The sequence below is a fragment of the Hymenobacter glacialis genome (genome assembly GCF_001816165.1).
GTDB classification, from domain to species: Bacteria; Bacteroidota; Bacteroidia; order Cytophagales; family Hymenobacteraceae; genus Hymenobacter; species Hymenobacter glacialis.
In genome coordinates, this window is sequence record NZ_MDZC01000046.1 from 102,103 (window position 1) to 128,503 (window position 26,401).

The following is a 26,401-nucleotide window of genomic DNA, read 5'->3' on the forward strand; positions in this document are numbered from 1 at the left end:
GGAAACCGGCGCGGGCCCCTTACTTTGGCGGCTTGGCCAGCGGCCTCCCTGGCAGTGTATTATATTACGCTGCCATTGGGTTGTTTCCTTTGGTTCATCTTCTTGTTTGCGGCATGCGTCTGTCTTTCTACTGGTTTACTCTGAGTATTTTAATTGCTGTAACAGGGGTGGCGCAAGGCCAGGCCCTGGCGCCTGGAATGCTGCCCCGGGCCGTGAGTCAGGAGCTAATCACCAGCGGGCAGGTATGCGCCACGGGCCGCGTGAAATCAGCTCTGCGTTCCACTACGAGTTCGGTGGCCCACCGCCGTAAAATGGACCGGTACGATGTGAAGTACTACAAGCTGGACCTTGCCCTGGAAAACACCTCGCTCAACGTGGCCGGGTCGGTGCTCATGCGCTTCCGGGTAGGCAGCCAGCCACTTGATTCGCTGGCTTTCGAACTCTATCAGGCACCTGCCGGCTCGTCTGCCAGCGCCGCCAGCCTGCTTATAGATTCCGTAGTGGTGGACGGGCGCAAATCGCCCGGCATTCGGCGCAAGGGCCCCGACGCCACCGCCAAACTCGCGGTAGTAGCAGCGGCCAACGCCCTGGTCGATGCCCGCATTTACTACCACGGCACGGCGCCGAGCGGGCAGTCGGCGGCCATTGGCAACGGGCTCAGCAACCGCAAAGAAGTACACCTGGAGCCCGTCAACGGGTCCCCCAACTTCCCATACAATGTTACCTGGTCGCTGTCGGAGCCGTTTTCGGCGCACGAGTGGTTTCCCTGCAAGCAGGTGCTCACCGACAAAGCCGACTCGGTGGACGTGTGGGTGACCACCGCGGCCACCAACAAAGTGGGTTCCAACGGTGTGCTGGTGCGCACCGTGCCCGTGGCCGGCAACAAGGTGCGCTACGAGTGGAAATCGCGCCATCCCATTGCCTACTACCTCGTTTCGGTGGCCGTAGCACCCTATTTGGAGTACGTAAACTACGCCAACCCCGTGGGCGGCCCGCGCATTGCCATCGTCAACTACGTCTACAACCAGGATTACCTCGACTTCTGGAAAAGCCGCATCGACCTGACGCCGGGATTCATCGAAAACTTCTCGGCCCTGGCCGGGCCGTATCCTTTTGCCAATGAGAAATACGGGCACGCCACGGCGCCCATTTACGGCGGCATGGAGCACCAGACCATGACCACACAGGACGGTTTTCCCTTCACTCTCACGGCCCACGAGCTGTTTCACCAGTGGTTCGGCAACAACGTGACCTGTGCCAGCTGGGAAGACATCTGGTTGAATGAAGGCTTCGCTTCCTACGGCGAATACCTGTCGTTGCAGGCCTTCAGCACTCCTGAAAATGCCCGCGGCTGGATGAACGAGGCCCACCGCCTCGCGCAGTTCAGCAGCGGCAGCCTTTACGTGACCGACACCACATCGGTGGCCCGCATTTTCGACTATTACCTGAGCTACAAAAAGGGCGCGGGCGTGATACACATGCTGCGCTACCTGCTAAATGACGATGCCAAGTTCTTCCGGGCGCTGCGCACCTACCAGAGCCAGTTTGGAGGGGGCACGGCCCGTACCGCCGACCTGCAGCGGGTGTTTGAGGCCGAAGCGGGCCGGTCGCTGGACTATTTCTTTCAGCAATGGTACCGTGGCCGGGGCTACCCCACCTTCACCGGGCGCTGGAATCAGGGCGGCAGCCGCTTTGTGCTGCGGGTAGATGAATCGGTTTCGCAACCGGCCGTGACGCCGTTCTTTGAAACCGATGTCGATTACCTGCTCACCTTCACCAACGGCACCACCCAAACCGTGCGTCTGCGCCAGCAGCAGCCCCGCGAAACCTTTGAGTTAACAGTTTCTGGCGAAGTAGCCAGCGTTGTAGTAGACCCCGCCCAGTGGCTGATGGACTTGCCCGCCGCCGCCCCAACCCGCGACAACACCCTGCTGGCCACCCGCCCCAACGCCGCCCTGCCAGCCCTGGGCCTGTACCCCAACCCCTGCCACCACGAGCTGACCCTGCAGGGCCTGGCCGCTGCGACCGCTGCTGTCCAGGTGCGGGACGCTACCGGCCGGCTGGTGCTGCGTCAATCCGTGAGTGCCAGCCAGCCCCAGCTCGACACGCGGGCCCTGCGGCCGGGCCTGTACTACCTGCTCCTCACGAGTGCCCAGGGCCAGCCCGCTGGGCACGGTCAGTTTGTGAAGGAGTAGCGCTCTGACGTTTGCTTTGAAACCGAAAAGAGCGCCTTTCAACATTGTTGAAAGGCGCTCTTTTGACGTAAAAGGCGGTAGCGCCTAAAAAGAGGAGTGATACACCGGAATCAGTGCCTCCGTAGTTTCATTGGGGGGAGGCGCATCGAGCAAGGCTTGCAGCAACTCATCAAAGGTACAGGCCGGCGTAAACCAGGGCTCGAGAACGGGATTGTTCGCGATGCGAATAAATACGGGTTGGCGGTCCACATCCACCAAGTCGATGGTGACCAAGCCGAACCGCTGGTTGCAGTGCCCGGTTTGGGCAGTCGGTGGGATTGGGCTTGAAAAACTGCTTGAGCGTGGTCTCGGTGTGGTGCTCGTGCTGGTTGGCCAATTTGTCGGCGCAGGCGCGGTGGTAGCCCAGGTCCACCAGCCGCTCGCCCAGGTGCTCAAAGAAGTGCCGGAAATTGCCCGGCCCAATGCTGGCATGATACAGCAGCAGGGCTCCCTGGCTACCCTGTTCCTGCACCAGCTGCACCTGAAAACCCCGGGTGCCCGCCGCGCCGCCCTTGCGCAGGTGGTACGCTTTGAAGTACGGGGCCAGCCAGTTCAGGTACACGCGCTGCGCTACCCAGCGGGCATGGCGCTTCGCCTGAGCGGGCGAAAGCACCACGCCTGCCAGGCTGCCGGAGCAGCCGCCTGGGGGCGAAACAGATTATGAATGAAGTTGAACAAAGTGTGGGGGAGAACTGCTGACGAAACACCCTCTTGGGCAAATAGTTTAGGTCAGATGCGGCGAATGCCCGGTTTGGGGCAGCCCGTAATACCCATTTTGGCAAGGTGGTGCCACAAACAAAGGCCGGCCCTTCGCGAAAAAGGCCGGCCTTGGCAGCTGCGTTTTGCGAGCCGGTCAGGGGTTATTTAACCCGCGTCCAAGTCTGGGATTTGCCGATGAGCGAGAAGCCAATGTAGCCCTTCACCTCCATGGTGTTGGCGTTCTCCATCTTCATGTAGCACGAATAGGACTTGCCGCTTTCCGGGTCGTAGATTTTGCCATCGTCCCATTTGTTGTCTTCATCGTACTCGAAACCCTGCATGAACACCATGCCCAACCGAGGACGGCTCCGGAGCGTGGCGTTGGGGTTTTGGGTGTCGGTTTTGGGCTTGCCCGTGGCCGGGTCGTTGGGCACGGTCAGGCTCACGATTTTACCGCAGAGCTTATTGCCGCACTTGTAAATCTCGAACGTGGCTTTCTTCTCCGAATTGGTCCAAATCCCGAGGGGCGACATGGTCTGGGCGGAGGCCATGCTCGTCAGGCCCAGTACGAGGGCGAATACGAAGAGCAGTGTTTTTTTCATTTGTTGATGAACTTTTGGGTGGAGTTGAGGGGAAAAGATAAGGCGAAATATTCAGTAGGTCCGCTGGAACAGCTCACTAGCCTTGGGCAAGTTTACTGCCAACTTCATGCTTTCTTGAAAAAGGGGCGATATTGGTGCCCAAATGCAAAAAAAAGAAACCTGTAAATCAGCGCTAAAGCTATAATTGGGGCGGTTTTAACGAAAAAAAACGCCACAAATTTTGAACCTTAGTCCCTGCTATTAACTTTACCGCTCAGTAGTGAGTACTACGGCCTTACCCAAGCAACCCTAAGGTGCTGGGCCGCGCGGGTGAGGTTATGTCGAACGTAAAGAAAGGAGGTACAAAATGTCTGGTAGTCCCAAACAAATCCTGCCAAGCCTGTCGAATGTCGTACGCTTCACCGCAGTACGCGCCTAACAACAGCTTCGTGGGGTAGCTCCTAAGGCTGCCCACATTCGGCCAGGTCTTATCTCTAAGGAGTGGACGCCGGAGCTGTACCCCAGTTTCGCCGCTCGGTAAGATTTGAAGGATTAGATGCCCGGTTTGCCCAGTCGCCCTTTAGTGGGACGGCAGAGGCAGGCCGGGCATCGCTGCGTTTCCGGAGGGTTGAATGTTGAGGATTGCGTTTTTTGCTGATTATGTGCGTCAGCCCAGCGAACTCAACTTGCAACCCTCAAAACCCAACCCCTCTACAGCACTCGCCGCACCTGCATGAAGCGCCGCTCGTAGTCGGTGCCCTCCACCTGACTGATTTTTACGCCGGACTCGCGGCGGGCCGATGATGAGTGCACAAAGCGCATGGGCACCTCGCCCGGCCGCGTTATTACGATGCCCGCGTGGCCCGGCACGGTGCTGGTGGCCGCAGTACCGGTAAAAACCACGATGTCGCCGCGCTGGGCTGCTGTGCGCGCCACGGGCCGGCCCACCCCAATGAGCAGCGCCGTGGAGTGCGGCACCGCCACTCCAAACCGCGCAAAAGAGAACATGATAAACCCCGAGCAGTCGAACCCCGTGAGCGGGGAGATGCCGGCGTATAGGTACGGAGTTCCCCGCTGCGCAAGACCAAAGGCCACAATGCTATCGGCGAGGCCCACCGGGGGTGTGGCCGGAATTTTGCGCACCACCGCTAACGCCGAGGGCTGGTCCGCCGCGCGCGGAGCCAGGGTTTCGGTGGTGGCCCATATCGCGCGCTTGGCTGGCCCCTCCGTGGGGCTGTTTAGCCGGGGCAGCAGGAACACCATGGCCGCAATCAATCCCACAAATACCAACCAGACGTACCGCATAAATATGTAATGAGCAAAAGCAGCGCCAGGAGTAAGCGCGGCCTTTGTTATTAACGGTCCCGGCGCTGGCTAGGTTAAAGCAAGCGCTGGGGATTTACTTTGTAGTCCTGCTTTACCTCATAACCGTCTAATGTTTCAAAATACAAAACAACTCCTTTGCCAGGCCGTGCTGGCTGGCCTGCTGGCTCTGAGCTTGCCGGCAACTGCCGCCCCCGTCGCGGCCGTACCTACTCTGAAGTACACGCTGGCCATGCCCGCGCCCCAAACGCACTACTTTGAAGTGAAGATGGAGTTGGGCGGCTTTCCGGCCGACTACACCGATATCAAGATGCCCGTGTGGACCCCAGGGTCGTACCTGGTGCGCGAATACGCCAAAAACGTGGAAGGCTTTGAGGCCCGCACTGCCAGCGGCCAGGCCCTTGGCTTCGAGAAGATAAACAAGAACACCTGGCGCGTGCGGCACCCCAAGCAGGGGGCTTTCCAGGTGAGCTACCGGGTGTATGCCTTCGACCTCACCGTGCGCACGTCTTTCATCGACGGCGAGCACGGCTACCTCAACGGCGCCAGCGTATTCATGTACCCCGCCGATAATAAGGCCCTGGCCAGCACCGTACAGGTGCAGCCCGCCGCCGGCTGGGCCCAGGTAAGCACGTCGCTACGGCCTGCTCCAGGCAAGTTCACTTACAAGTCGAGCAGCTACGACGAGCTGGTGGACTCGCCCATGGAAATTGGCAACCACAAGGTGCTGGAGTTCAGCGCCAACGGTACGCCCCACCTGGTGGCCATGTTTGGCAGCTCCAATGCCGACGAAACCAAGCTGCTGGCCGACATGAAAAAGGTGTGCGAGGAAGCGCACCGTGTGGTGGGCCAGAACCCGCTCGACCGCTACCTCTTCATTGTGCACAACCTGGAGCGCGGCGGCGGCGGCCTTGAGCACCTGTTTTCCACTACCCTCGAAGTGGCCCGCAACAGCTACGGCACCGAGGCCGGCTACAAGTCTTTTCTGGGCCTGGTGGCGCACGAATACTTCCACCTCTGGAACGTGAAGCGCATTCGTCCGGTGGCCCTGGGGCCGTTCAACTACGACCAGGAAAACTATACCAATATGCTGTGGGTGAGCGAGGGCATCACCACCTATTACTCCAAAATGATTACCCTGCGGGCCGGCTACACCACCCGCGAGGATTTTCTAAACGGGCTGGCCAACGACATCAGCAGCGTGGAGAACACGCCCGGCAACCGCGTGCAGTCGGCTGCCGAATCCAGCTTCGATGCCTGGATTAAATCGTACCGGCAGAACGAAAACTCCCGGAACAGCGAAATCAACTACTACGCCAAAGGCGACCTCATTGGCACCCTGCTCGACCTGAACATCGTTGAGGCCACCAAGGGTGAAAAACACCTCGACGACGTATTCCGCCTGCTCTACGACACCTACTACAAAAAAGCCAACCGCGGCTTCACCGACAAGGAGTTTCAGGACGCCGTGGCGCAGGTGGCCGGCCGCCGCTACGACGAATTCTTCAGCAACAGCGTGTACGGCACCAAAACGCTTGACTATGCCACGGCGCTGGGCTATGCCGGCCTTGCCATCACGAGTGCGCCCGTTGCCAGCACCGGAACGCTGGGGGCGAATTTTAGCAATCGTACCGGCAAGCTGCTTGTTGCCAGCGTGATACGCGGCGGTTCAGCCTGGAACGGCGGCCTTAGCCCCAACGACGAAGTATTGCTCATCAATGGCGTAGCGCCCACTAATGAATCGGCACAAACGCTCATTACCAGTCCCGTGGGCACCGAGATGAAGCTGCAGATTCGCCGCGACGGCCTCACCCGCGACCTCACGCTCAAAACCCTGGCCAACCCCGACCGGAAATATCAGATTCAGCCGGTAGCGGCGCCCACCGCTGCGCAGCAGCGCGTGTTGGCCCGGTGGCTCGGTTCCGCTAAATAAGGGTAATTGCGGCACGTCTGCTCCTTACACAGAAGGCCCCTTGCTCGTTGCAAGGGGCTTCTGTGTGAATAAGGGTTGTGGACTTTTTGCGTCTCTACTTGTTCTTGCGGCGAGCCGCTCTGTCATTAGTTAATCCGTTTCAGCGCTACTTCACGGACGGGCGCAATCACCATGGGTACCTTCTCCACTTTCACCGACGATGTGTCCAGGCCGAAGTACTGGGCTTCGGAGGCGATGAACTGGCGGATGTAGAAGTACGACTGCATCACGAGCTTCTCCAAGGTGGGGAAGTCGTTTTCCACGCTCAGAAACTTCTCGAGTACCACAAAGCGGAAGTCGCCGGTTACGTGCTGCTTGCTCAGCGACTCGTAGCGCGAGGTGATGTCCACTTCCTTGTTGCGCACCAGGTCTTCAATCACCTTGCGGAAGTAGAGGTTGATGCGCTGCTGCACCCGGAAGCCCAGCCGGAAGTTGATGCGAAACACGTCGTCGGGCGCTACTTCCGTCACTTTGTACTCCATGGTGTAGGGCTGGTCGGTGGTTTCTACGTGGATGAACCAGTAGATATCCGCCCGCTTGGGCCGCTTCTGGAAGATGGAATAAATGATTTTCTGCTCAATCTCCGAGCTGCGCTCCGCCGAAGTCAGGAACACGAGGTGGGTGGCGTATTTGGGAATGGAATCGTCGTCGCTCAGCTGCTTGAGAGCCTCCACGTAAGGCTCAAGCCGCACAAATTCCGTCAGGCGGCGCTTGATGTAGAAGGCCTTCAGCCAGACGTACATCACGGCCATGAGCGCCCCGCCAATGGCCAGCGACACCCAGCCGCCGTGCGGAAACTTTTTCATGTTGGCGATGAGAAAGGAGCCCTCGATGAGGCCGTACAGGGTAGCAAAGCCAATGACCAGCGGCAGCGCCACCTTCTTGGAGCGCAGCCACACCGTGAGCAAAATGGTGGTCATGAGCATGGTGAGCGTAATGGCCAACCCGTAGGCCGCCTCCATGTTTTCCGACTTGCGGAAGTAAAGCACCACGCCAATGCAGCCCAGCAGCAGCAGCCGGTTCATGCTGGGCACGTAGAGCTGGCCCTTCACGTCGGTGGGGTAGTTCAGCTTCACCTTGGGCCACATGTTCAGGCGAATGGCCTCGGCCACCAGCGTAAACGAGCCCGTGATAAGCGCCTGCGAAGCAATGATGGCCGCAATAGTAGCAATGCAGATGCCAATGAGCAGGAACCACTGCGGCATGAGCGCGAAGAACGGGTTGCGGTCGCCCAGCATCCTGCCTTCCTGCGTGAGGAGCCACGCGCCCTGGCCCAGGTAGTTGAGGAGCAGGGCACTCTTCACAAAAGTCCAGCTGATGCGAATGTTGCCTTTGCCGCAGTGGCCCAGGTCCGAATACAGCGCCTCGGCCCCGGTAGTACACAGAAACACCGAACCCAGCAGCCAGAACCCTCCCGGGTAGCGCACCAGCAGGTCGTAGGCATAGTACGGGTTGAACGCCTTGAGAATGACCGGATTCTTAATGACCCAACTGATACCCAGCACGGCCAGCATGGAAAACCACAGCAGCATAATGGGCCCGAATGCTTTGCCCACAATCTGGGTGCCAAAGCTTTGCATTAAAAAAAGCCCGGCAATGATGCCAATAACGATGTACACCACCATATCCTCCGTCAGGCTGGGGTACACGTTTTTGAGCCCTTCAATGGCCGAGGATACCGAAATGGGCGGCGTAATCACGCCATCGGCCAGCAGGGCCGCTCCGCCGATAATGGCCACCGCCGAGAGCCACGGCCCGCGCCGCCGCACCAGGGCGTAGAGCGAGAATATGCCGCCCTCGCCGTTGTTGTCCGCATTCAGGGTGAGCAGCACGTACTTCACCGTGGTTTGCAGCGTCAGGGTCCAGATAACGCAGGAAATGCCGCCCAGCACCAAATGCGAATCAATCAGGCCCGGCACCGTACCGCTCTTAAGAATGGAGGCCATCACATAAAGCGGTGAGGTGCCGATATCCCCATAAATAATGCCTAAGGCAATCAGCAATCCAGCGCCGGATATGGCGCTGTGCGAGTGTTTGGAATCCATAAAAAAGGGGGGCTGGCAGGCGGTAACAGCCAATTAATAAAGGCGTGCGAAAGTAACAGGCAAGCGACCGACGTGGCTGGCAGCCGGCACGGAGGCTGCCGCTTTATACCTCGTCTGGCGCAATAGGTCCTGTATTGCCAGGCTGCTCCTGAGCGGCTTCTGCAATGGCCTGGGCAGCCTGGGCGGCTTGGGCGGCTAGCCGGGTAGCTTCGTCGGCGGCGGCGAGCAGGGCGGCGGCTTCGCGCGCGGCGTGGTCGTGCACCCGAAAAATGCGGCGGTTGATTTCAGCCGTGAGGCGCTGCCAGGGGGCGGTTTCGCCGGGCAGGGCCACGTTCACCACCTCGCGGCCCAGCCTGAACAGGCGCAGGCGATTGGTGCCCCGGTGACCATAGATAAGCAGCAGCGTGGTGAGCGTCATGCCCAGCATGGCGGGCCCGGTTTTCAGCCAGTTCTCCAAAAAGGCAATCATGACAGCGGCCAGGCCCAAAGCACCCAGCAGGTACCACAGTAACCAGCGTACGTGCATCACATCAGCGCGCTCCAGCTCCCGCAAGAGGTAAAGATGGCCGCGCACCAGGAGCGTGGTGCCGGTGAGTTCCACACGGCCGTCGGGGCTAGCTACGGGGGGCAACGGCGCCAGTGGCTCGGGAGCGGCAGGCGGCGCGAAGTATGGCCCTGGCCCGGCTGAAGCCAAAGAAGCCCCGGAAAGTTGTTCCGGGGCTTCTGGCAGGATTGGTTCAGCGGCGGGCTGAGCTTCGGGGTCGGTCATGGGCTCAGCAGCAGCAGCCAAGGTGGGGGTGGGGCGCGTCCAGGTGGGCGCGATGGGGCCGGTGGGGGTAGCTGCCGTAAAACCGCGTGCTGCCCCCACGGCGCCTTAGTTTACTTTGATGAGCTCCACGTCGAAAATCAGGGCCGTATCGCCGGGTATGTCGCGGCCGGCGCCCCGCTTGCCGTAGGCCAGGTCCGATGGAATGTAGAGGCGGTACTTCGAGCCTTCGGGCATAAGCTGCAGGGCTTCTGTCCAGCCGGCAATCACGCCGTTGACGGGGAAGGTAGCGGGCTGGCCGCGCTGGTAGCTGCTGTCGAACACAGTGCCGTCGATGAGGGTGCCGTGGTAGTGCGTGGTCACGGAAGAGCCCAGCGAAGGCTTCTTGCCGGTGCCCTGGGTCAGCACTTCGTACTGCAGGCCGCTGGGCAGGGTGGTCACGCCCGACTTGCTGGCGTTTTGGGCGAGGAAGGCTTCGCCTTCTGCTTTGTTGTTGTTCATGGCGTTGGGGTCTTGGTCTTGTTGGTCGTCATCGGCGCCGCCCATTGTCTCTTGCAATTGCTGCATGGCGGCCTGCATTTCTTCCTGGGAAAGGCGGCTGGGCAGGCCCTGCAGGCCTTCTTTGAGCGCGCCGGCCAGGGTGTCTACGTCCAGGTCCAGGCCCTGCTGGGCGAAGTTGCGGGCCAGGTCGCGGCCAATGATGTAGCTCACCTGAGCTTGGTGGGAATCGAGGTTCATGGGCAGGAAAGGGGGGAAGTGAAGCAACGGGCTTTCGTGCCAAAAGCACCGCCACCAGTGAAAGTGGGTCCGAACGGGTTACGCCGCTCACGGACCAAAGTTCCAAAAGCCGCGCCGAACCGTCTTACCCGGCCGAATTGGCTGTATCCACAACAAAAAAGCCCGGCCATCGGGCCGGGCTTTTTGCCTTTTTTATTGCAGGGGGCAGCGCAAACCCATAATGCGGCGCTTAGCAGTAGTGCTGCGGGTCGTCGTCGCCGTGGAAGAAGAACGTCAGGTCCAGGTCGGCCAGTTTGGCAGCCAAGTAGCTAACGCCACCCAGCAACAGCAGCGAGGAGAACGATAATGCGGTGGTCTTTTTCATAAATAAGCGTGAAATAGCCTAGTGGTAATTCCTGCGCAAAGATACGAAAAATTGGAAGAAATGTTATGCATGCAGCATATATTTTCTTTGTGTTACCCCTCCAGGCTGGCCACTTCTACCACCGCGCCCACCGGCATGGTGCCCAGTAGCACGCCGCCCACCCGCACCCGCACCAGCCGCAGCGTGGGAAACCCCACGGCGGCGGTCATTTTCCGCACCTGCCGGTACTTGCCTTCGGTGAGGGTGATGGAAACCCAGGAGGTAGGGCCGTGCCGGTCGTCCCGGATTTTGCGGGAGCGGGGGGCAAAGTCGGGGGGCGCCTCCAGCCGGAAGGCTACGCAGGGACTGGTGAGGTAGCGCACGTTGTGAATGCCGATTTCCACGCCGGCCTGCATGCGCGCCACGGCGTCGTCGTCGATGAGCCCATCCAGCTGGGCATAGTACTCCTTCTCTACCTTCTTGCTGCGGATGTGTTCGCTCATGCGCCCGTCGGTGGTGAGCAGGAGCAGGCCTTCGCTGTCCTCGTCGAGGCGGCCAATGGCCATGATGCCGGCGGGAAAATCGTGAAATTCGCCCAGCTTTTTCTTCTTGGCTTCGCCCACAAACTGGCTGAGGTAGCCGTAGGGTTTGTGAATAAGAAAATGGCGGTGGGCAGGAGTTTCTACGCTGGGCAACATGTTATTGGTAATGCGTTAATTGATAAGATTACTGCACACCCTGCACTTCTACGCGGCGGTTGCGGGCATCGGGCGAGGGATGCAGCGGCTGGGAGTCGCCGTAGCCCACGGTGCTGATGCGCTCCGGGGCAATGCCCGTTTTCACTAGGTGGGCTTTCACCGCTTGGGCGCGCTGCTCCGATAGCACCTGGTTCTTGTTGGACTCCCCAACTTTATCGGTGTGCCCCGCCACCCTTATGCGTAGGTTGGGACGAGCCAGCAATTCAGCGGCAAGGCGGCTTAGGGCCGGAATGCCGGCGGGCAGCAACTCCGCAGTGCCCAGCCCGAACAATACGGTGGGCAGCACCACCGGCGTGGGCGCCACAATGAGGGCCGGGGGCCGCCGCCTGCTATTGGGTGGCGCAGGAGCCGGCGCAGTGGGCTTGCGGGCCGCCAGTGGTGGCACCGAAGCCGGCTGCCTGGGCGCAGTACCCGCTACCTGAATGGTGATGGCCACCACGGGGCTTTCGCTGGTGGGGTAGTAATTCTGGGTGAGGTAGAAGGTGGTGGTTTTAGTAAGAATGTCGCGGTGGGTGTTGCCGATGGCCACGGGCTGCGTAAGGGCCGCGTCGGCAAACCAGCGCACGTTGCGGCCCGTAACGCGGTGCGTGGCCGGGGTGCCGGCTGCTACCGTGCCCGCCGATTTGAGCTTGACGCGGTAGAAGGTGAAGGCGCCGTGGTCGCACTCGTTGATGGGGCGGTAGGTGGCGCGGCCGGTGAGCTTTTCCTGCGCGGCGTCGTAGGTGAGGCTCAGAGCTCCTTCGCACCAGTAGCTGGTTCGGGTCTGGCCGGTCTCGGTGAGCTTGCGCTGGTGTACCAGCCGCATTTCGGGGCCGGTTTGGGTTCCCTGCACCTGGAACGTGACCGATATGCCGGGGGTATCGCCCACTTCCTGGTAGAGCACGCCAAACAGGCCCTGCGACTGGCTTTTTTGCAGCCGAAGCACCGCGGGCCAGGTGCCGCCGTCGCCGCGCATGTCGGTTTCCACGCCCTGCCAGGTGCCCGTCAGGTTTTGGGCGTGGGTGGGTGCGGCTCCGTGCAACAGGAAGACGATGCCGTAGCAGAGGCTGCGTTTCATGGGTGCGAAAATAAAACCTGGAGTGCGGCGGTAGCGAGATGCGGATACCAACGCTTAATGTAAGGCGTTGTTCGGCTGCGCCTAGGCGGTGTTGTTCCTTTAAAAAGCGCTGACGGTAATGCGGCTCTGGTAAGTGAGTTTACCCAAATTTGGGTAAACTACACCGGGGTGTTATTCAAAAAAGCAGCTGGGCCACCGCCGTGCTACCGCTGGCCTAGCTGCTCCTGAAAGGCTGTCAGAAATAGCCCAACGTGGTAGCCGTCGGCCAGCCCGTGGTGAATGTTGATAGACACGGGCATGAGCGTGGCCGCGCCTTCCGCGTAGGTCTGGCCCACCGAAATCTTGGGGCAGCTGTCGGGATAAGTGAAGCTGCGGGCGTGGCTCAGGCCAGAAAAGCGCACCCACGGCAGCGCCGAAAAATGGATAACATCGGGTCGGCTGGTTGTTTCGCTCAGACGCAGGCCTTGGCTGGCTTGCACGGCCGCAATTTCGGCGTTAGCCGTTGGCAGAAACTCAGCAAGCTCGTGGTGGTGCTCAATAAAGGAAAAGGCAAACGTGTGGTCGGGCCGACCGATGGTGGCCGAGGCGTGAATGCGGTCGTAGCAATACACCTGGCCATCTTCGATGCGGTAGCGAAAGGCTTCCACCTGATTCACCGCTCGCAACGCCGCGTGCAGGTAATACAGAAAAAACGGCACCTTCAGCCGCCTGGCTTCGGCCAGGGCGTGGGTGCAATCAACGGTGGCCACCAGGCCGAAAAAAGGCTCCTCAATCGCGGAGAAGAAAGCAAAATGCTCGCGCCGGTTCCAGCTGGCTTGGTCAATAAGGTGCTTCATGAGCCGGCAAAGGTCGGGCTTTAATGCCGGGGTTGAGCGGTAGTACGCGGCCCGACCTGCACGTTGGGTGCCGGTTTAAATAAAACCACGACTTACGCCTGCCGTTCGGGCGAGGAAATGGCTGGCAGTGGTAGCACTCCCGGCTTATCGACCAATTCGCGCTACTCCGAGGCCGGCGGGCTACATGGAGCGATGCCGGGCCGTGCGTTCGCGTAGGGCTTCGTAGTTGGAGGCAGCTACGGCGTCGATTTTGCGGGGCTCCAAAAAATTGGTTTTGATTTGGGCCTCGCGCTCGGCCCCGCCCATGATGACGTTGATTTGCCCGGCCAGCAGGCCTTCTACCGACGCTCTGGCCACTTCTTCGGCCGAGTCCATGCCCTTTACCACGGCGGTTTTCATCATGTCGGTATCGGTGGCGGAGGGGTACACCGTCATCACGCGCAGCGGGTGCTGGTAGTGCTCGCGGCGCATGGCATCGGAAAACTGGCGGATGGCGGCCTTGGTGGCGGCGTACACGCTATAGAAGGGCATGGCCAGGTAGCCGTAGCCGGAAGAAATGTTTATCAGCGCCCCATCGGTGCTTTGCAGCAGCAGGGGCAGGGCTTTTTTGGTGAGCAGAATGAGGCCGGTGAGGTTGATGTTGATTTGGCTGATGATGTCGTCGTCGGACTGGTCGGCGAGCAGGCCGGCGCTCACCACCCCGGCGTTGTTCACCAAAACATCGAGCCCGCCCCATTCCTCAGCAATGGTGGCCACGGCGCGGTCGAGGTCGGCGGGCTGGCCTACATCGCCGGCAATGAGCAGCAGCCGGGCCTCGGGGAATTCCTGCTTCAGGGCATCAAGGGCAGCCTGCTTGCGGCCCATCACGGCAAAGTCGCGCACACCGTGCCGGATAAATTCGGCCAGCAGCGCCTTGCCAATGCCGGCGCTGCCGCCGGTTATGAATACTTTCTTGTTGGCTAGTTCCATCGGGAAAAGGCTGACGGAGAAGTGAGCGTGCAGCCTACCTGGGTGTACCAGTCCCGCTACCGAAAGGTTGGGGCGCAGGAGCTGAGCACAAGCGTCGGCGCAGCCGTAACTCCTGGCATTTCAAGAGCCGTTTTCTCACGCCTTTCCCGGGATATGGTTTTGTAGCAGCTGCTGCAACGCTGGCGCGGCCCGCATGGTGCGCACCATAAAGGCCACCGAAGAGTTTGGATTGAGGTAGCCAACTACTTCGTCGAAATCCGACTCACCCATCGGGACAAACCCCATGCTCCAGTCAGGGAACTGGCGGCCTGAAACTTCTCCCTGGCTCACCAAGAATACATTGTTGTGCCGGGGGTCGGCGGCGATAATGGCGAAAAGTGCCTCCACGCGTTCCGCATCACCCTCCAGTACCTGCATGAATTTTCCATCGTGGTGGAGTAGCAAGCCAGTAATACTCTGCTGCTGATTGTTGAGCCGGGCCTTGTCGAGTAAATCAACCAGGGCCAGCTCTGTAAATGGCGCAGTCGCCGTGCTGGTGTACAGAAGTTGATAAATGCTCATAAGGGGAATATCAGCAATTTGGCTGCCAATGTTATGCTAAAATAAAAACATTCGACCAGGCGCAAGCAACCTCGGTTATAACCGTAAACAGGCAGCATTAGATTGTGAGCCACTAATTCCAGAAGGGTAGAAGTGGCCATTATCAAGGATACTGCAGTGTGCGGCTTCGGGTAAGGGCTGCGGTTTTGGGAGCAGTCCTAAGTTGCACTCGTGCCTAAATTCCCGTCAGAATGGGAGCGCAACTGGTTCGGTAGCCGTACCTGGCCAAACAGCCACCGGCCGAATGCCTTGTTGGGTTTTGGTGAAGACCGGCAGTTTGGCTTTGCCCTTGGCCCGGCCTTTCTTAAAGGTGATGGTCCAGATGCTGTCATAATCATCGTCGGGCCATGCCTGGGGTTCCTCGATGCCCAGGGCCTCGGCAATTTTCACAATGTTGTGGTGCTCCCAAACCAGCAGCACGGTGCCGCGGTGGTGCCGAAGCTCCTTCACGAGGCCCTTGATTTCGTCGGGGGCGTAGTCGCTGTTGATGGTCAGGTTGTGCTGCACGGCGTAGGGCAGCACGGTTTGCATCATGCGCACCCGGGTGGTGTCCTCCTTGTCGGTGCCGATGCACGGCACGTAGGTGAAGTGGGGTGGCCGGGGCAGCAGGCTGTTAAGCACCGCGGGCAGGGCCAGGGCGCGTTCCAGGCCCTCGGGAGAAAGGTTGTCGCCCTCAGTGGGCTTTTCGCCGTGCCGAATGATGATAATCTGCAGCAAAGGGCCTTTGGGGACGGGCGGGGCCTGGGGGTGTACGGGGTTGAGGTGGTAGAGCAGGAAAAGTTTGGTCCTGTCCAGTTCGGTGAAATGGGTAATCATGAAATGAAAGCGGTGATTAAAAGTCGGAATCGGGCAAAGTACGCCTCCCGGCAACCGACCAGGTGCGGCATACTAGCCCGGCCCACGCAGGGTTACAAACAGGGGCGGGCCAAATGATTTTAGCTGTACAGAATAGATGGGGCGGAGTAGTGGAGTTCGAAAAAAATGAACCGGCCATGTGGCGCGCCACCAGAGCAGCTTCCGTGTTTGGGTTGAACCGTCCAATATCGTGGTATATCGGCCTGCGAACCAGCCACACTGCTCACCGCCGCCGCCCTGCTACCACCTTGCGCAGCACCTGCTGCAATAGCAAAACCCACCGCAGTAACTGCGCAGCAGGCGAGCTCCAGATAACCGCCTGCCGCTATTCCCGTACTTAAAATACCAGCTTCAGCTAGTGCTGCCAGTTGGTTTCCCCCCTTTTTCCTTTTGTCTTATGAACTACAACATCGATAACGTCAAAATGGACCTGCAAACCGTGGGCTTTTCCGAGAGCCCTGCCTTGCTGGAACACGTAGAAAAGGAGCTGCGCCGTGTGATGCACTTCCGCAATGATATAGTGGCCGCCGACGTCTATTTGCGCGAGGAAGGTTCGGACCCCGAAAACAACAAAACCGTGCGCTGGCGCCTGGGTATTCCCGGCAAAGACCTGTTTGCAGAAGGCAGCGGCTCGTCGTGGGCTGCCGGCCTGCGCGACGCCAGCGAAAAGCTGAAGCGGCAGTTTATAGACTAGTTGCTGCTCCAGCTCTTGCGCCAATAAATAGGTCCGTTGGTACTTCCAACGGGCTTTTTATTTGCGCAGGCAGCAGCTGCCGCCATCTCTTCGTGCGCATCATGCTGAGCTCGCCGAAGCTTCTCTACCGCGTTAGGTAATCAAACAACGTTAGTCCTGCGGACGCAGAAAACAGCCTCTCAAGTCAGAATAGGTCGTGCTCTGGCGACAGGGATGCTTCCTGCGTCAGCAGGACAGGCGTTGTTTGATTACCGAGCCAACAAACAAAAAGGGCACCCGGTGTGGATGCCCTTTTTTTAGCGAAGTGTAAATGCTGCAAACGCAAGCCCTTGAAAAAGTCATTCAGCGAGGTTCCCGAACAGCATGCGCAATGCATCGCCAGCGACTATATCAAAGCGCTGTTAGTACATGATGTCAATGCCGCTCAGGTCGCCGGTAGAAAGGCCGTTGCGCTGAATGCTGAACGTGGAGCCATCTTTCTTGGTTATGGTGGGCTGGCCGTTCGAAGAGAAAGAGAACGAGCCGTACATCATAATGGAGCCAAAATCGAGGGCGCCGAAGTCAGACCCGCTGTAGCCCAGGGTAGAGTACCGAGCAAAGTTGTTTTCGTAGCCGGACTGGATGTTCTGCGTCAGGATGTCTACGTAGGTGTCGCGGTCGTTGCGGGTTTGCTCGTGGAACAGGCCCAGCGCGTGGCCGATTTCGTGAATATTGTTGCCGGTGGTGCAGCCCGAGGCCAGGTTGATGTACTGGCGGCCGCCTATCATGCCGATATTCGACGAGCATCCCGAGCCGACCCGGAAGGTCAGGTAGTTGGTTTGGTTAGTGCGCTTCAAGAACCGGATGGTCGTGTTGGCCTGCCAATGGGCAATGGCGTCGGTGACGCGCGCCTGGTTGGGCAGGGCCGCGTCGATGGTATAGTACACAATGGCGGAGGGCCACTTGCCCGTGGTACGGCCCGCACTCTCGGTGCGGGGGCCACTGGTGCTCACCTGCGCGTCGGTTAGCAGAATGTCGCCTTCGTACACGTTGTCGCCGTTGATTTTGCGGTACTCAATTGTCTCGCTGCCCAGTCTGCCGACCTGGCTTTGGCCTGTCTGGCTGGGATAGGCTTCTTCCACCTTGGCATCCTGGCTGCTGGCATTCACTTGCAGTGGTGCCGACTCCTGGTCTTTGCTGCAACCCGTCAACAAAGAGAATGTACTAATGCTTGCCGACAGTAGTAGGAGAGAAGTGATATTTTTGCTCATAGGTGAGATGATGATGGTTGGTGAGTTCTCAATAGGTTGGTACGAAGCAAATGTATCGAAATTTATCAGATTATTGATGAATGTTTCAATATATTGAATGTTTTTTTGCGAACATAGTTTTATTATGCTTAAATATAATAAATTTGATAAAAATAGCTAGGGTGCATTATGTGTTGCAAAAGTCCTATTTTTCGCCCATTGCCTGGCGGTAAGCCCGGCGGGGTTTATCCTGCAGCAGTGCCCTCTTTGCCGTACTCCCCGCTTTGGTTGACACGCTTTTTATCGAATGATTTTGCATCAACCCCGGCCTTATCGTGGCTAGTATTGGCCAGAACGGTAGGCGTAGCAGTATGTCACGCCTTGCATTGGAGCGAGGCAGTGCCTCGCGGCATAATGATTTGCAAAAGCCAGGCAACTACCCATCCCGCGAGCTTGCCACGTTGAGGCAGTTGTGGTACAACCTCCATATGACGGTCGATAATGAGTTGCATCTTGCCCAAACTCGCGCCAGTTTGAAGGCTATTGGTGGTTTGAACCCCGGCCCCCAGACTCCACCCAGCGCCTCAGCCCTCCTCTAGGAGTGGCTGGAGAGGCGAGTTATGCCACCTCATAACGGCGTAAGTTCGGGCGCCGTCTTAAGGTGTCCAGTTTTTTGAAGGAGGCCTTATCGGGTAAGCCGGTATATCATCAGCGCTGCCCGTTCTACCAGCATGGGAAACTCTCTTAAGTTGATGGTTTCGCCGGCGGCGTGGGCGCCCTTGCCCGAGGCTCCCAGCCCGTCGAGGCAGTCGAGGTACTGGGCCACGTAGGAAATATCGCCGGCGCCGCGCGAGCCGGGGTTGCCGGCCGCTACCGGCCCATGGCCCAGGTCGCGGCTAGTCTGGTCGGCCAGGGCGGCCAGCTTTTGGTTGCCGGGGGTGGGCGCCATGCCGGGCAAGCCGTCGGTGAAGGTGATTTCGGCCCGGGTGCCGGCCAAGTTCTGCGCCACGATGGCGCGCATCTTGGTGCGGGCAGCCTCCTTCTGGGCCTCGGTTAGAAAGCGCAAATCGCCGCTGACGGTGGCCGCGGCTGCGATGATGTTGGTTTTGCCCACCACTTCGGCGCGGGCTTTGGTTTCGTCGTAGTTCACCTCGGCGCCGCCCACCAGCAGGCCGGGGTTGAAGGTGAGGTACTGCTCCTGGCTCAGCGTTTCGCGGAAGTCGGTGAGGATGCGGGCGGCCTCGTAAATGGCGCCGTAGCTCACGCCCGGTTTGAAGATGCCGGAGGAATGCGAAGCCGTGCCAAACGTGTTGAGCTGCCAGGTGCTGGCGCCGCGCCGCGCCGTGGCCACGGTGTGCAGGTTGGTAGCGGTTTCAAAAGCCAGGGCAACGTCCGCCTGTTTGGCCCGGGCAATGAAATCGGCGCGGGCTTCGGGCCCTTTGCCGCCGCGTTCTTCGTCGCCGGTGAAATACGCCGTGATGCTGGCGTTCTTGAGCAGGCCGTTGGCTTGCAGGGCCTGCAGCGCTGCCAACATCACCACGTTGCCGCCCTTCATGTCGTTCACGCCCTGGCCGGTGGCCGTGGAGTCGTTCAGCCGGGTAAATTTGCCCGCGGGCATGTCCAGCTCAAACACGGTGTCGAGGTGCCCAATCAGAAAGAGCCGCTTGCCCTTGCTGCCTTTGCGTTCGGCTACCAGGTGGCCGGCCCGCTGCATGCCGACGGGCATGGCCACCCACTCCGTTTTGAACCCCAGCGCTTCGAATTCCTTCTGAAACACAGTGCCCACCTCGCGCACGCCCTTCACGTTGAGCGTGCCGCTGTTAATATTCACCACCTGCTCCAGGAGCTGCTCGCTATTGGGCATGTTCCGTTGCACCGAAGCCACAATTTTGCGTTCGGTCGCGGTGAGCTTTTGCGCCTGGGCGGCGTGGCCAAGGAATAACGCGGAGGCTAGTAGGAGTTTTTTCACGGGGCAGGGTTGGGGTGACACCTTAAACCTACACAAGCTTTGCCCGAATTTACGGGCGGCGTGGGCCTGAGTTCAAAGGGCCACGCCTTTAGGATGCCCCCTGAGCATCTGCCGCCACTTGGTGTTGCAGAAAATGCCGCTGCTTGAAATAATATTAATGTAGCAATGTAGGCAGTTCCCCTCTCTGTCATGCTGACGCAGGAAGCATCCTATCAGGTCAGAACCGGTCGTGCGGCAGCGATAGGATGCTTCCTGCGTCAGCATGACAGGCGTTGTGTAGCTCCCCACCCCCCCAGCGCCCCCGCCGCCTCTTGCCATGGCGGAAGAGGCAGCGAAGCAGTTGTTGCAAACGATACTCTCAAATCTAGAATAGTTGGTGAGGTGGCATTCAGAGCCTTAATTCCAATAACAGAGCACGGTAATTATCTATTCGGCCTTTGACCTCATAAAACAGCAAATTTTTGATGCCACCATCTCCCTCAATTGGGCTACGAGGGTGCCATGAATCCCAAGCTTTTGATGATTCGCCAACAGCTAAGATTCCATAGTCGTATTCGTAAATTCTGTAATTGGTTGATAATATTTCTATTATAATTGAACGTAAATACAATGACTCAGGTAAATTTTTTATCTCAAATTCTGCCCAGAAAGTATTGTCTTTGCCGACATTATTCATTGATTTAGCAAATCCATTTATTTCTAATAAATTAATGGAATGTATTACGCTATGATTTCTCAAAGCATAATTATCGAATGAATCAAGTCTTAATTTCATTAAATTTAATGAGTCAACGCTTCCAAATTCATCGATTACTCTATTTATAAAGGTGATTAAATTTTGAATAAAAAGTACGCTTTGTTCAAGACTAGGAATACTATCGATATCAAAATCAATATTGTGATGATTCCAATTTGAAAAACCTTGTGTAAATAATTTGAATTGAATACAAGCCGATTTTGAAAATTGCGCAGATATTAATTCGGTATTACCTATGCACAGGGGTTGTCTATAAAATTTGCAGTCTCTATACAATCTTCCTGGAACGTATAATACATTGGTTTCTGGATTGTGGAACAGCAGGCGTTTAAAGACAAGTAGAAAATTGGAGGAAAATTCTATGCGTTCTACATTAGATAAGTCAGTCGAATGCGTATTTCCTCTTAATACAGTTACTTCTCTTCCCATCAAAGAGAATCCAATCCTAGAAGTGTCTCCAATTGCAATAAAAGACTTAAAGGGTTTCATAGAGGCTGTAATGAAATGCGAATAGTTCTGCGAAATTTAAAAAACAGAATTTTGCTAAAAGAGGATTGATGACTCTGAAGTCGTAAACTGCATACTTTAAAGCAGAAGTTGTTTCAGAATTTCTACAAATGAGAATTTGCCCAGATTTCTTCAAAATACTAATTGTTTCGTCAGAAATTTTCGAATAAGGTTGTTCTATTAATTGATACTCCATTTTCTTCAGAGCTAACGGTGAGTCAATATTACATATTCCGCCGGTACTGCCCGCCGACCTCAAACAGCGCGTTCGTAATCTGACCCAGCGAGCAGTATTTCACCGTTTCCATCAGCTCCGCGAACAGGTTGCCATTAGCCACCGCTATTTGCTGGAGCTGCTTGAGCCGCGCCGGGGCCTCGGCGGCGTTGCGCTGGTGCAGCAGGATGAGCATGTCGATTTGGTACTGCTTTTCCTCTTCCGTGGCGCGGATGACTTCTGCCGGTACCACCGTGGGCGAGCCTTTGGACGAGAGAAAGGTATTCACTCCTATTATGGGGTACTCGCCGGTGTGCTTCAGCATCTCGTAGTGCATGCTTTCCTCCTGGATTTTGCCGCGCTGGTACATGGTTTCCATGGCCCCGAGCACGCCACCGCGCTCCGTGATGCGGTCAAATTCGAGCAGCACCGCCTCTTCCACCAGCTCGGTCAGCTCCTCGATGATGAAGGAGCCTTGCAGCGGGTTTTCGTTCTTAGCCAGGCCCAGCTCGCGGTTGATGATGAGCTGAATGGCCATGGCTCGGCGCACCGATTCCTCGGTGGGCGTGGTGATGGCCTCGTCGTAGGCGTTGGTGTGCAGGGAGTTGCAGTTGTCGTAGATGGCATACAGCGCCTGCAGCGTGGTGCGGATGTCGTTGAAGTCGATTTCCTGGGCGTGCAGGCTGCGGCCCGACGTCTGGATGTGGTACTTCAGCATCTGGCTGCGGGCGTCGGCGCCGTACTTCAGCTTCATGGCCTTGGCCCAGATGCGGCGCGCCACCCGCCCAATCACGGCGTACTCCGGGTCGATGCCGTTGGAGAAGAAGAAGCTCAGGTTGGGCGCGAAGTCGTTCACGCTCATGCCCCGGCTCACGTAGTATTCCACGAACGTGAAGCCGTTGCTCAGCGTCAGGGCCAGCTGCGTAATCGGGTTGGCGCCCGCCTCGGCAATGTGGTAGCCCGAAATCGAGACGGAGTAGAAATTCCGCACCTTCTCTGTGATGAAGTACTGCTGCACGTCGCCCATCAGGCGCAGCGCAAACTCGGTGCTGAAAATGCAGGTGTTCTGGGCCTGGTCTTCTTTCAGAATGTCGGCCTGCACGGTGCCGCGCACCTGCGTCAGCGTGCGGGCTTTGATGCTGGCGTACACATCGGCGGGCAGCACCTGGTCGCCGGTCACGCCCAGCAGGCGCAGGCCCAGGCCGTCGTTGCCGGCCGGCAATTCGCCCTGGTAGCGGGGGCGGGGCTGGCCCAGCGCCGCATAGATGGCGTCGATTTTAGCGTCCGTTTCCGCTTCCAGGCCGTTTTCCTGGATGTAGAACTCGCACTGCTGGTCGATGGCCGCGTTCATGAAAAACGCCGCCAGCGTAGCCGCCGGGCCGTTGATGGTCATCGAAACCGACGTGCTGGGGTTGGCCAGGTTGAAGCCCGAGTACAGCTTCTTGGCATCGTCGAGGCAGGCGATGCTCACGCCCGCGTTGCCGATTTTGCCATAGATGTCGGGCCGGTGGTCGGGGTCCTCGCCGTAGAGCGTCACCGAGTCGAAGGCCGTGCTCAGGCGCTTGGCGGGCAGGCCCATGCTCACGTAGTGGAAGCGGCGGTTGGTGCGCTCCGGCCCACCTTCACCCGCAAACATGCGGGTAGGGTCTTCGCCCTCGCGCTTGAACGGGAACACGCCCGCCGTGTACGGAAACTCGCCGGGAAAATTCTCCTGCATGGCCCAGCGCAGCCGGTCGCCCCAGCCGGTGTAGCGCGGCACCGACACCTTCGGAATCATATTGCCCGACAGCGACTTAGTGTGCGTCTGTACCCTGATTTCCTTGCCGCGCACCGAGTACACGTACTCCGGGTCGCGGTAGTTTTGCAGGGTGCTTTCCCAGTTTTCCAAAATGGCTTGGCTGTCGGCATCGAGCCGGCGCAGCTGCGTCTGCTTGTTCTTGCTGAACTCCTCCACGGTGCCGGCCGCGCTGGCTTTGTCGGCGCCATAATGCTCTTCGAGCTTGGCAAATGCCCCGGCTACCTCCGCAATGTTGGCCTGCTCACGCACGCGCTGGTCGTAGGCGCGGTTGCTTTCGGCAATCTCCGAGAGGTAGCGCGTGCGGTGCGGCGGGATGATGTAAATCTTCTCCGAATCCGACGTGCTGGTTTCCAACTGCGAGTTGAACGTGGCACCGGTCTTGGTTTCCAGCATCTTCAGCACCGCGCGATACAGCCGGTTCATGCCCGGGTCGTTGAACTGCGAGGCTATCGTGCCGAACACCGGCATCTGGTCGGTGGCCGTGTCCCAGAGGCCGTGGTTGCGTTGGTACTGCTTGCGCACGTCGCGCAGCGCATCCAGCGCCCCGCGCTTGTCAAACTTGTTCAGCGCAATCACATCGGCGAAATCGAGCATGTCGATTTTCTCCAGCTGCGTGGCCGCGCCGTACTCCGGCGTCATCACGTACAGGCTGGCGTCGGAGTGCTCGATGATTTCGGTGTCGGACTGGCCGATGCCGCTGGTTTCCAGGATAATGAGGTCGTAGTTGGCGGCCTTCACCACATCCACAGCATCCTGCACGTACTTGCTCAGGGCCAGGTTGCTCTGGCGCGTGGCCAGGCTGCGCATGTACACCCGCGGCGAGTTGATGGCATTCATCCGAATCCGGTCGCCGAGCAGCGCGCCGCCCGTTTTGCGCTTGCTGGGGTCTACGGAGATAATGGCGATGGTCTTGTCGGGGAAGTCCATCAAAAAGCGCCGCACCAGCTCATCTACCAGTGAGGACTTGCCCGCGCCGCCCGTGCCGGTAATGCCGAGAATAGGAGCGGAGTGGCTGGACTGTAATGACTGGTTCTGGCTTTTCTCATCCAGCTGGAAGTCAGCCACCAACTGGCCTTTTACCCGCTCAAACTCCTCAGGGAAGTTCTCAGCAGCCGAAATCAGCCGGCCGATGCTGCGGGCATCTTTCTCTTTTACGTGGTCGACTTCACCGTTAAGGTTCTGGCCGGTTGGGAAGTCAGCTCTTTCCAGCAAATCGTTAATCATGCCCTGCAGGCCCATGGCGCGGCCATCGTCGGGCGAGTAGATGCGGGTGATGCCGTAGCCCTGCAACTCCGCGATTTCCGTGGGCAAAATTACGCCGCCGCCGCCGCCGAAAATTTTGATGTGGCCCGCGCCGCGCTCTTTCAACAGGTCAAAAATGTACTTGAAATACTCGTTGTGCCCGCCCTGGTAACTGGTAATGGCAATGGCCTGGGCATCTTCCTGAATGGCGCAATCCACGATTTCCTGCGCCGAACGGTTGTGGCCGAGGTGAATAACCTCCGCGCCGCTGCTCTGAATGATGCGGCGCATGATGTTGATAGCCGCGTCGTGCCCGTCGAACAAAGCGGCGGCGGTAACGATGCGAACGTGGTTCTTCGGTTTGTAGGGCGCGGTGGGAGCAGGGTGCATAGCGGAGGAGTAGCGCAGACTTTCAGTCCACGACCATGAGGATAAAAAACGTGCACGAAGGTACGGAATACGCCCCGGTGACGCAGGCGGCGCGCTTCGTGTTGCCATCACAAATTCCGGGCTTGCTTGTTAAGTACCGAAAGATTCCACAGCCAAACGCGCTTGCCTTAGCAGTATGACAACTCCCGAACTAACGCCCGAAGACATTGACCGCATTATCGAAATGGCCTGGGAAGACCGCACGCCGTTCGAAGCCATTGAGGCCCAATTCGGCCTGGCCGAAACGGAAGTTATCAAGCTGATGCGGCGGGAAATGAAGGCTTCGTCGTGGCGCATGTGGCGGGCCCGCGTGCAGGGCCGCGCCACTAAACACCGCGTAAAAAGCGCCGTCGATGACGCCCGTTTTAAATCCACGCTGCAGAAGAATATTACCTTCAATAAGGTTTCCAAACGCAGGTAGCGTAGGCTTACCTTGTGTTTTTATGGGGCACCCTGGTTTCAAAACTCCGAAACCAAAACAGCCGGACTGCCTCAAAAGGCTGTCCGGCTGTTTTGGTTTTAATGATAGTCGACTAAGCGTCGGCCGTTTCCTTTTTGGCTTTGGCTTTCTTCACATCGGGAATCATATTGTGGGGGTTAATCACAAACTTCTTTGCCACGCCGCTATCAAATTCGGCGTAGCCTTCGGGCGCCTGGTCCAGGCTGATGATTTCCACATTCACGGCTTTCGCAATCTGCACTTTGTCGTACAGAATAGCCTGCATGAGCTGGCGGTTGTAGCTCATCACGGGCGTCTGGCCGGTGTGGAAGGAGTGGCTCTTGGCCCAACCCAGTCCGAAGCGGATGGACAGGTTGCCGGTTTTGGCGGCTTTGTCTTCGGCGCCGGGGTCTTCGGTCACGTACAGGCCGGGAATGCCAATGGAGCCGCCCGCGCGGTGATTTCCATGAGCGAGTTGAGTACGGCAGCGGGCACTTCCTTTTTCGAATCGGTGCCGTGGCCGCTGGCCTCAAAGCCCACGCAGTCGATGGCGCAATCAATTTCGGGCACACCCAGAATCAGGGTGATTTGCTCGGTAAGGGTGGCGTCCAGGGTAAGGTCCACGGTTTCGCAGCCAAAGGAGCGGGCATGCGCCAGGCGCGCCTTGTTCATGTCGCCTACTATTACCACGGCCGCGCCCAGCAGCTGCGCCGAAGCCGCCGCTGCCAGACCCACGGGCCCTGCGCCGGCCACGTACACCGTGGTTCCGGGCCCTACGCCCGCTTTCACCGCGCCGTGGAAGCCGGTAGGGAAAATATCGCTCAGCATGGTCAGGTCGCGGATTTTCTCCATGGCCTGCTCCTTGTTCGGAAATTTCAGCAGGTTGAAATCGGCGTAGGGCACCATCACGTACTCGGCCTGGCCGCCCACCCAGCCGCCCATGTCCACGTAGCCGTAGGCGCCACCGGCGCGGCCTTCGTTCACGGTCAGGCAGATGCCGGTTTTCATCTCTTTGCAAGTGCGGCAGCGGCCGCAGGCCACGTTAAACGGCACCGACACCAGGTCGCCCTTCTTGAGAAATTCCACATCGGCTCCGGCTTCAATCACCTCTCCCGTGATTTCGTGGCCCAGTACCAGCCCGGCCGGGGCCGTGGTCCGGCCGCGCACCATGTGCTGGTCGGAGCCGCAGATGTTGGTAGACACAACCTTTAGAATAACGCCGTGGGTAATTTTCTTGCCCTTGGGATTTTTCAGCTCGGGGAAATCAATGCTCTGAACCTCGACTTTGCCGGGACTCAGGTAAACGACGCCTCTGTTACTTGCCATGGTGGTGGGGTTTAGTAATGA

At 58.4% G+C, this 26,401-nt stretch carries 23 protein-coding genes; 4 read left to right on the plus strand and 19 right to left on the minus strand.

The window, feature by feature from the left end; all coding sequences use genetic code 11:
* Window positions 1-113: 113 nt before the first annotated feature.
* Entirely contained in the window at window positions 114-2,195 is a 2,082-nt protein-coding gene (locus BEN48_RS04975) for a M1 family aminopeptidase (protein ID WP_070733496.1), read from the plus strand.
* Between the two features lie 169 nt (window positions 2,196-2,364).
* On the opposite strand, the gene BEN48_RS04980 is transcribed toward BEN48_RS04975, so the two are convergent.
* The 3 genes from BEN48_RS04980 to BEN48_RS04990 all read right to left on the minus strand — a co-directional run bounded on the left by BEN48_RS04980 (window position 2,365) and on the right by BEN48_RS04990 (window position 4,819).
* A complete protein-coding gene (locus BEN48_RS04980) occupies window positions 2,365-2,850 on the minus strand; it encodes a hypothetical protein (RefSeq protein ID WP_070733497.1) in 486 nt (161 codons plus the stop codon).
* A gap of 244 nt (window positions 2,851-3,094) precedes the next feature.
* The gene (locus BEN48_RS04985; protein ID WP_070733498.1) at window positions 3,095-3,535 is read right to left on the minus strand and encodes a DUF2147 domain-containing protein; all 441 of its coding nucleotides are present in this window, start codon (window positions 3,533-3,535) and stop codon (window positions 3,095-3,097) included.
* A 690-nt stretch (window positions 3,536-4,225) separates the two neighbouring features.
* A complete protein-coding gene (locus BEN48_RS04990; protein ID WP_070733499.1) occupies window positions 4,226-4,819 on the minus strand; it encodes a C40 family peptidase in 594 nt (197 codons plus the stop codon).
* Between the two features lie 130 nt (window positions 4,820-4,949).
* Between BEN48_RS04990 and BEN48_RS04995 the strand changes: the two genes are divergently transcribed.
* The gene (locus BEN48_RS04995; protein ID WP_070733500.1) at window positions 4,950-6,770 is read left to right on the plus strand and encodes a M61 family metallopeptidase; all 1,821 of its coding nucleotides are present in this window, start codon (window positions 4,950-4,952) and stop codon (window positions 6,768-6,770) included.
* Between the two features lie 125 nt (window positions 6,771-6,895).
* On the opposite strand, the gene BEN48_RS05000 is transcribed toward BEN48_RS04995, so the two are convergent.
* The 10 genes from BEN48_RS05000 to BEN48_RS05040 form a co-directional block, all read right to left on the minus strand.
* Complete coding sequence (locus tag BEN48_RS05000) at window positions 6,896-8,854, minus strand: KUP/HAK/KT family potassium transporter (protein ID WP_070733632.1); 1,959 nt, start codon at window positions 8,852-8,854, stop codon at window positions 6,896-6,898.
* A 103-nt stretch (window positions 8,855-8,957) separates the two neighbouring features.
* Complete coding sequence (locus BEN48_RS19035; protein ID WP_158010105.1) at window positions 8,958-9,722, minus strand: hypothetical protein; 765 nt, start codon at window positions 9,720-9,722, stop codon at window positions 8,958-8,960.
* Between the two features lie 6 nt (window positions 9,723-9,728).
* Window positions 9,729-10,358, minus strand: coding sequence for an FKBP-type peptidyl-prolyl cis-trans isomerase (locus BEN48_RS05010; RefSeq protein WP_070733502.1), 630 nt, complete (start codon window positions 10,356-10,358; stop codon window positions 9,729-9,731).
* A 229-nt stretch (window positions 10,359-10,587) separates the two neighbouring features.
* Complete coding sequence (locus tag BEN48_RS19935) at window positions 10,588-10,722, minus strand: hypothetical protein (protein WP_262490079.1); 135 nt, start codon at window positions 10,720-10,722, stop codon at window positions 10,588-10,590.
* Between the two features lie 92 nt (window positions 10,723-10,814).
* Entirely contained in the window at window positions 10,815-11,399 is a 585-nt protein-coding gene (locus BEN48_RS05015) for a pseudouridine synthase (RefSeq protein WP_070733503.1), read from the minus strand.
* A gap of 28 nt (window positions 11,400-11,427) precedes the next feature.
* Entirely contained in the window at window positions 11,428-12,516 is a 1,089-nt protein-coding gene (locus BEN48_RS05020) for an OmpA family protein (protein ID WP_070733504.1), read from the minus strand.
* A 203-nt stretch (window positions 12,517-12,719) separates the two neighbouring features.
* Window positions 12,720-13,352 carry a chloramphenicol acetyltransferase gene (locus BEN48_RS05025; protein ID WP_070733505.1) on the minus strand — a complete coding sequence of 211 codons (633 nt, stop codon included), beginning with the start codon at window positions 13,350-13,352 and terminating at the stop codon, window positions 12,720-12,722.
* A gap of 180 nt (window positions 13,353-13,532) precedes the next feature.
* Window positions 13,533-14,321, minus strand: coding sequence for an SDR family NAD(P)-dependent oxidoreductase (locus BEN48_RS05030; RefSeq protein WP_070733506.1), 789 nt, complete (start codon window positions 14,319-14,321; stop codon window positions 13,533-13,535).
* Window positions 14,322-14,456: 135 nt separating this feature from the next.
* Window positions 14,457-14,882, minus strand: a complete 426-nt coding sequence (locus BEN48_RS05035; RefSeq protein WP_070733507.1) for a BLUF domain-containing protein — start codon at window positions 14,880-14,882, stop codon at window positions 14,457-14,459.
* Between the two features lie 225 nt (window positions 14,883-15,107).
* Window positions 15,108-15,737: a hypothetical protein gene (locus BEN48_RS05040; RefSeq protein ID WP_070733508.1), complete on the minus strand. Its 630-nt coding sequence runs from the start codon at window positions 15,735-15,737 to the stop codon at window positions 15,108-15,110.
* Window positions 15,738-16,173: 436 nt separating this feature from the next.
* On the opposite strand from BEN48_RS05040, the gene BEN48_RS05045 reads away from it, so the two are divergent.
* Window positions 16,174-16,470, plus strand: coding sequence for an HPF/RaiA family ribosome-associated protein (locus BEN48_RS05045; RefSeq protein WP_070733509.1), 297 nt, complete (start codon window positions 16,174-16,176; stop codon window positions 16,468-16,470).
* A 401-nt stretch (window positions 16,471-16,871) separates the two neighbouring features.
* Here the strand turns inward: BEN48_RS05045 and BEN48_RS05050 are convergent, their stop codons facing one another.
* From BEN48_RS05050 to BEN48_RS05060, 4 genes are all read right to left on the minus strand, one after another.
* A complete protein-coding gene (locus BEN48_RS05050; RefSeq protein WP_083320773.1) occupies window positions 16,872-17,720 on the minus strand; it encodes a M12 family metallopeptidase in 849 nt (282 codons plus the stop codon).
* 664 nt (window positions 17,721-18,384) lie between these two features.
* Window positions 18,385-19,668 (minus strand): M20/M25/M40 family metallo-hydrolase, encoded by a 1,284-nt coding sequence (locus BEN48_RS05055; protein WP_070733510.1) that lies wholly within the window; start codon window positions 19,666-19,668, stop codon window positions 18,385-18,387.
* A 388-nt stretch (window positions 19,669-20,056) separates the two neighbouring features.
* Window positions 20,057-20,914 (minus strand): hypothetical protein, encoded by an 858-nt coding sequence (locus BEN48_RS18635; RefSeq protein ID WP_125932485.1) that lies wholly within the window; start codon window positions 20,912-20,914, stop codon window positions 20,057-20,059.
* Between the two features lie 242 nt (window positions 20,915-21,156).
* Window positions 21,157-24,576 (minus strand): methylmalonyl-CoA mutase family protein, encoded by a 3,420-nt coding sequence (locus tag BEN48_RS05060; RefSeq protein ID WP_070733511.1) that lies wholly within the window; start codon window positions 24,574-24,576, stop codon window positions 21,157-21,159.
* Window positions 24,577-24,751: 175 nt separating this feature from the next.
* On the opposite strand from BEN48_RS05060, the gene BEN48_RS05065 reads away from it, so the two are divergent.
* Window positions 24,752-25,036 carry a TIGR03643 family protein gene (locus BEN48_RS05065; protein ID WP_070733512.1) on the plus strand — a complete coding sequence of 95 codons (285 nt, stop codon included), beginning with the start codon at window positions 24,752-24,754 and terminating at the stop codon, window positions 25,034-25,036.
* Between the two features lie 112 nt (window positions 25,037-25,148).
* Here BEN48_RS05065 and BEN48_RS20255 read toward each other — a convergent pair whose 3' ends face one another.
* Together BEN48_RS20255 and BEN48_RS05070 are read right to left on the minus strand one after the other, a co-directional pair.
* Window positions 25,149-25,475, minus strand: coding sequence for an MDR/zinc-dependent alcohol dehydrogenase-like family protein (locus tag BEN48_RS20255; RefSeq protein ID WP_241502180.1), 327 nt, complete (start codon window positions 25,473-25,475; stop codon window positions 25,149-25,151).
* Window positions 25,472-26,380: an alcohol dehydrogenase catalytic domain-containing protein gene (locus BEN48_RS05070; RefSeq protein WP_241502181.1), complete on the minus strand. Its 909-nt coding sequence runs from the start codon at window positions 26,378-26,380 to the stop codon at window positions 25,472-25,474. The genes BEN48_RS20255 and BEN48_RS05070 overlap by 4 nt, the downstream gene beginning before the upstream one ends.
* Between the last annotated feature and the right edge of the window lie 21 nt (window positions 26,381-26,401).

Bases quoted from the DNA above. Each gene is read 5' to 3' on its own strand.
- BEN48_RS04975 (WP_070733496.1), top strand. From the start codon at position 114: ATGCGTCTGTCTTTCTACTGGTTTACTCTGAGTATTTTAATTGCTGTA.
- BEN48_RS04985 (WP_070733498.1), bottom strand. From the start codon at position 3,535: ATGAAAAAAACACTGCTCTTCGTATTCGCCCTCGTACTGGGCCTGACG.
- BEN48_RS04990 (WP_070733499.1), bottom strand. From the start codon at position 4,819: ATGCGGTACGTCTGGTTGGTATTTGTGGGATTGATTGCGGCCATGGTG.
- BEN48_RS04995 (WP_070733500.1), top strand. From the start codon at position 4,950: ATGTTTCAAAATACAAAACAACTCCTTTGCCAGGCCGTGCTGGCTGGC.
- BEN48_RS05000 (WP_070733632.1), bottom strand. From the start codon at position 8,854: ATGGATTCCAAACACTCGCACAGCGCCATATCCGGCGCTGGATTGCTG.
- BEN48_RS05010 (WP_070733502.1), bottom strand. From the start codon at position 10,358: ATGAACCTCGATTCCCACCAAGCTCAGGTGAGCTACATCATTGGCCGC.
- BEN48_RS19935 (WP_262490079.1), bottom strand. From the start codon at position 10,722: ATGAAAAAGACCACCGCATTATCGTTCTCCTCGCTGCTGTTGCTGGGT.
- BEN48_RS05015 (WP_070733503.1), bottom strand. From the start codon at position 11,399: ATGTTGCCCAGCGTAGAAACTCCTGCCCACCGCCATTTTCTTATTCAC.
- BEN48_RS05020 (WP_070733504.1), bottom strand. From the start codon at position 12,516: ATGAAACGCAGCCTCTGCTACGGCATCGTCTTCCTGTTGCACGGAGCC.
- BEN48_RS05025 (WP_070733505.1), bottom strand. From the start codon at position 13,352: ATGAAGCACCTTATTGACCAAGCCAGCTGGAACCGGCGCGAGCATTTT.
- BEN48_RS05030 (WP_070733506.1), bottom strand. From the start codon at position 14,321: ATGGAACTAGCCAACAAGAAAGTATTCATAACCGGCGGCAGCGCCGGC.
- BEN48_RS05035 (WP_070733507.1), bottom strand. From the start codon at position 14,882: ATGAGCATTTATCAACTTCTGTACACCAGCACGGCGACTGCGCCATTT.
- BEN48_RS05040 (WP_070733508.1), bottom strand. From the start codon at position 15,737: ATGATTACCCATTTCACCGAACTGGACAGGACCAAACTTTTCCTGCTC.
- BEN48_RS05045 (WP_070733509.1), top strand. From the start codon at position 16,174: ATGAACTACAACATCGATAACGTCAAAATGGACCTGCAAACCGTGGGC.
- BEN48_RS05050 (WP_083320773.1), bottom strand. From the start codon at position 17,720: ATGAGCAAAAATATCACTTCTCTCCTACTACTGTCGGCAAGCATTAGT.
- BEN48_RS18635 (WP_125932485.1), bottom strand. From the start codon at position 20,914: ATGAAACCCTTTAAGTCTTTTATTGCAATTGGAGACACTTCTAGGATT.
- BEN48_RS05060 (WP_070733511.1), bottom strand. From the start codon at position 24,576: ATGCACCCTGCTCCCACCGCGCCCTACAAACCGAAGAACCACGTTCGC.
- BEN48_RS05065 (WP_070733512.1), top strand. From the start codon at position 24,752: ATGACAACTCCCGAACTAACGCCCGAAGACATTGACCGCATTATCGAA.
- BEN48_RS05070 (WP_241502181.1), bottom strand. From the start codon at position 26,380: ATGGCAAGTAACAGAGGCGTCGTTTACCTGAGTCCCGGCAAAGTCGAG.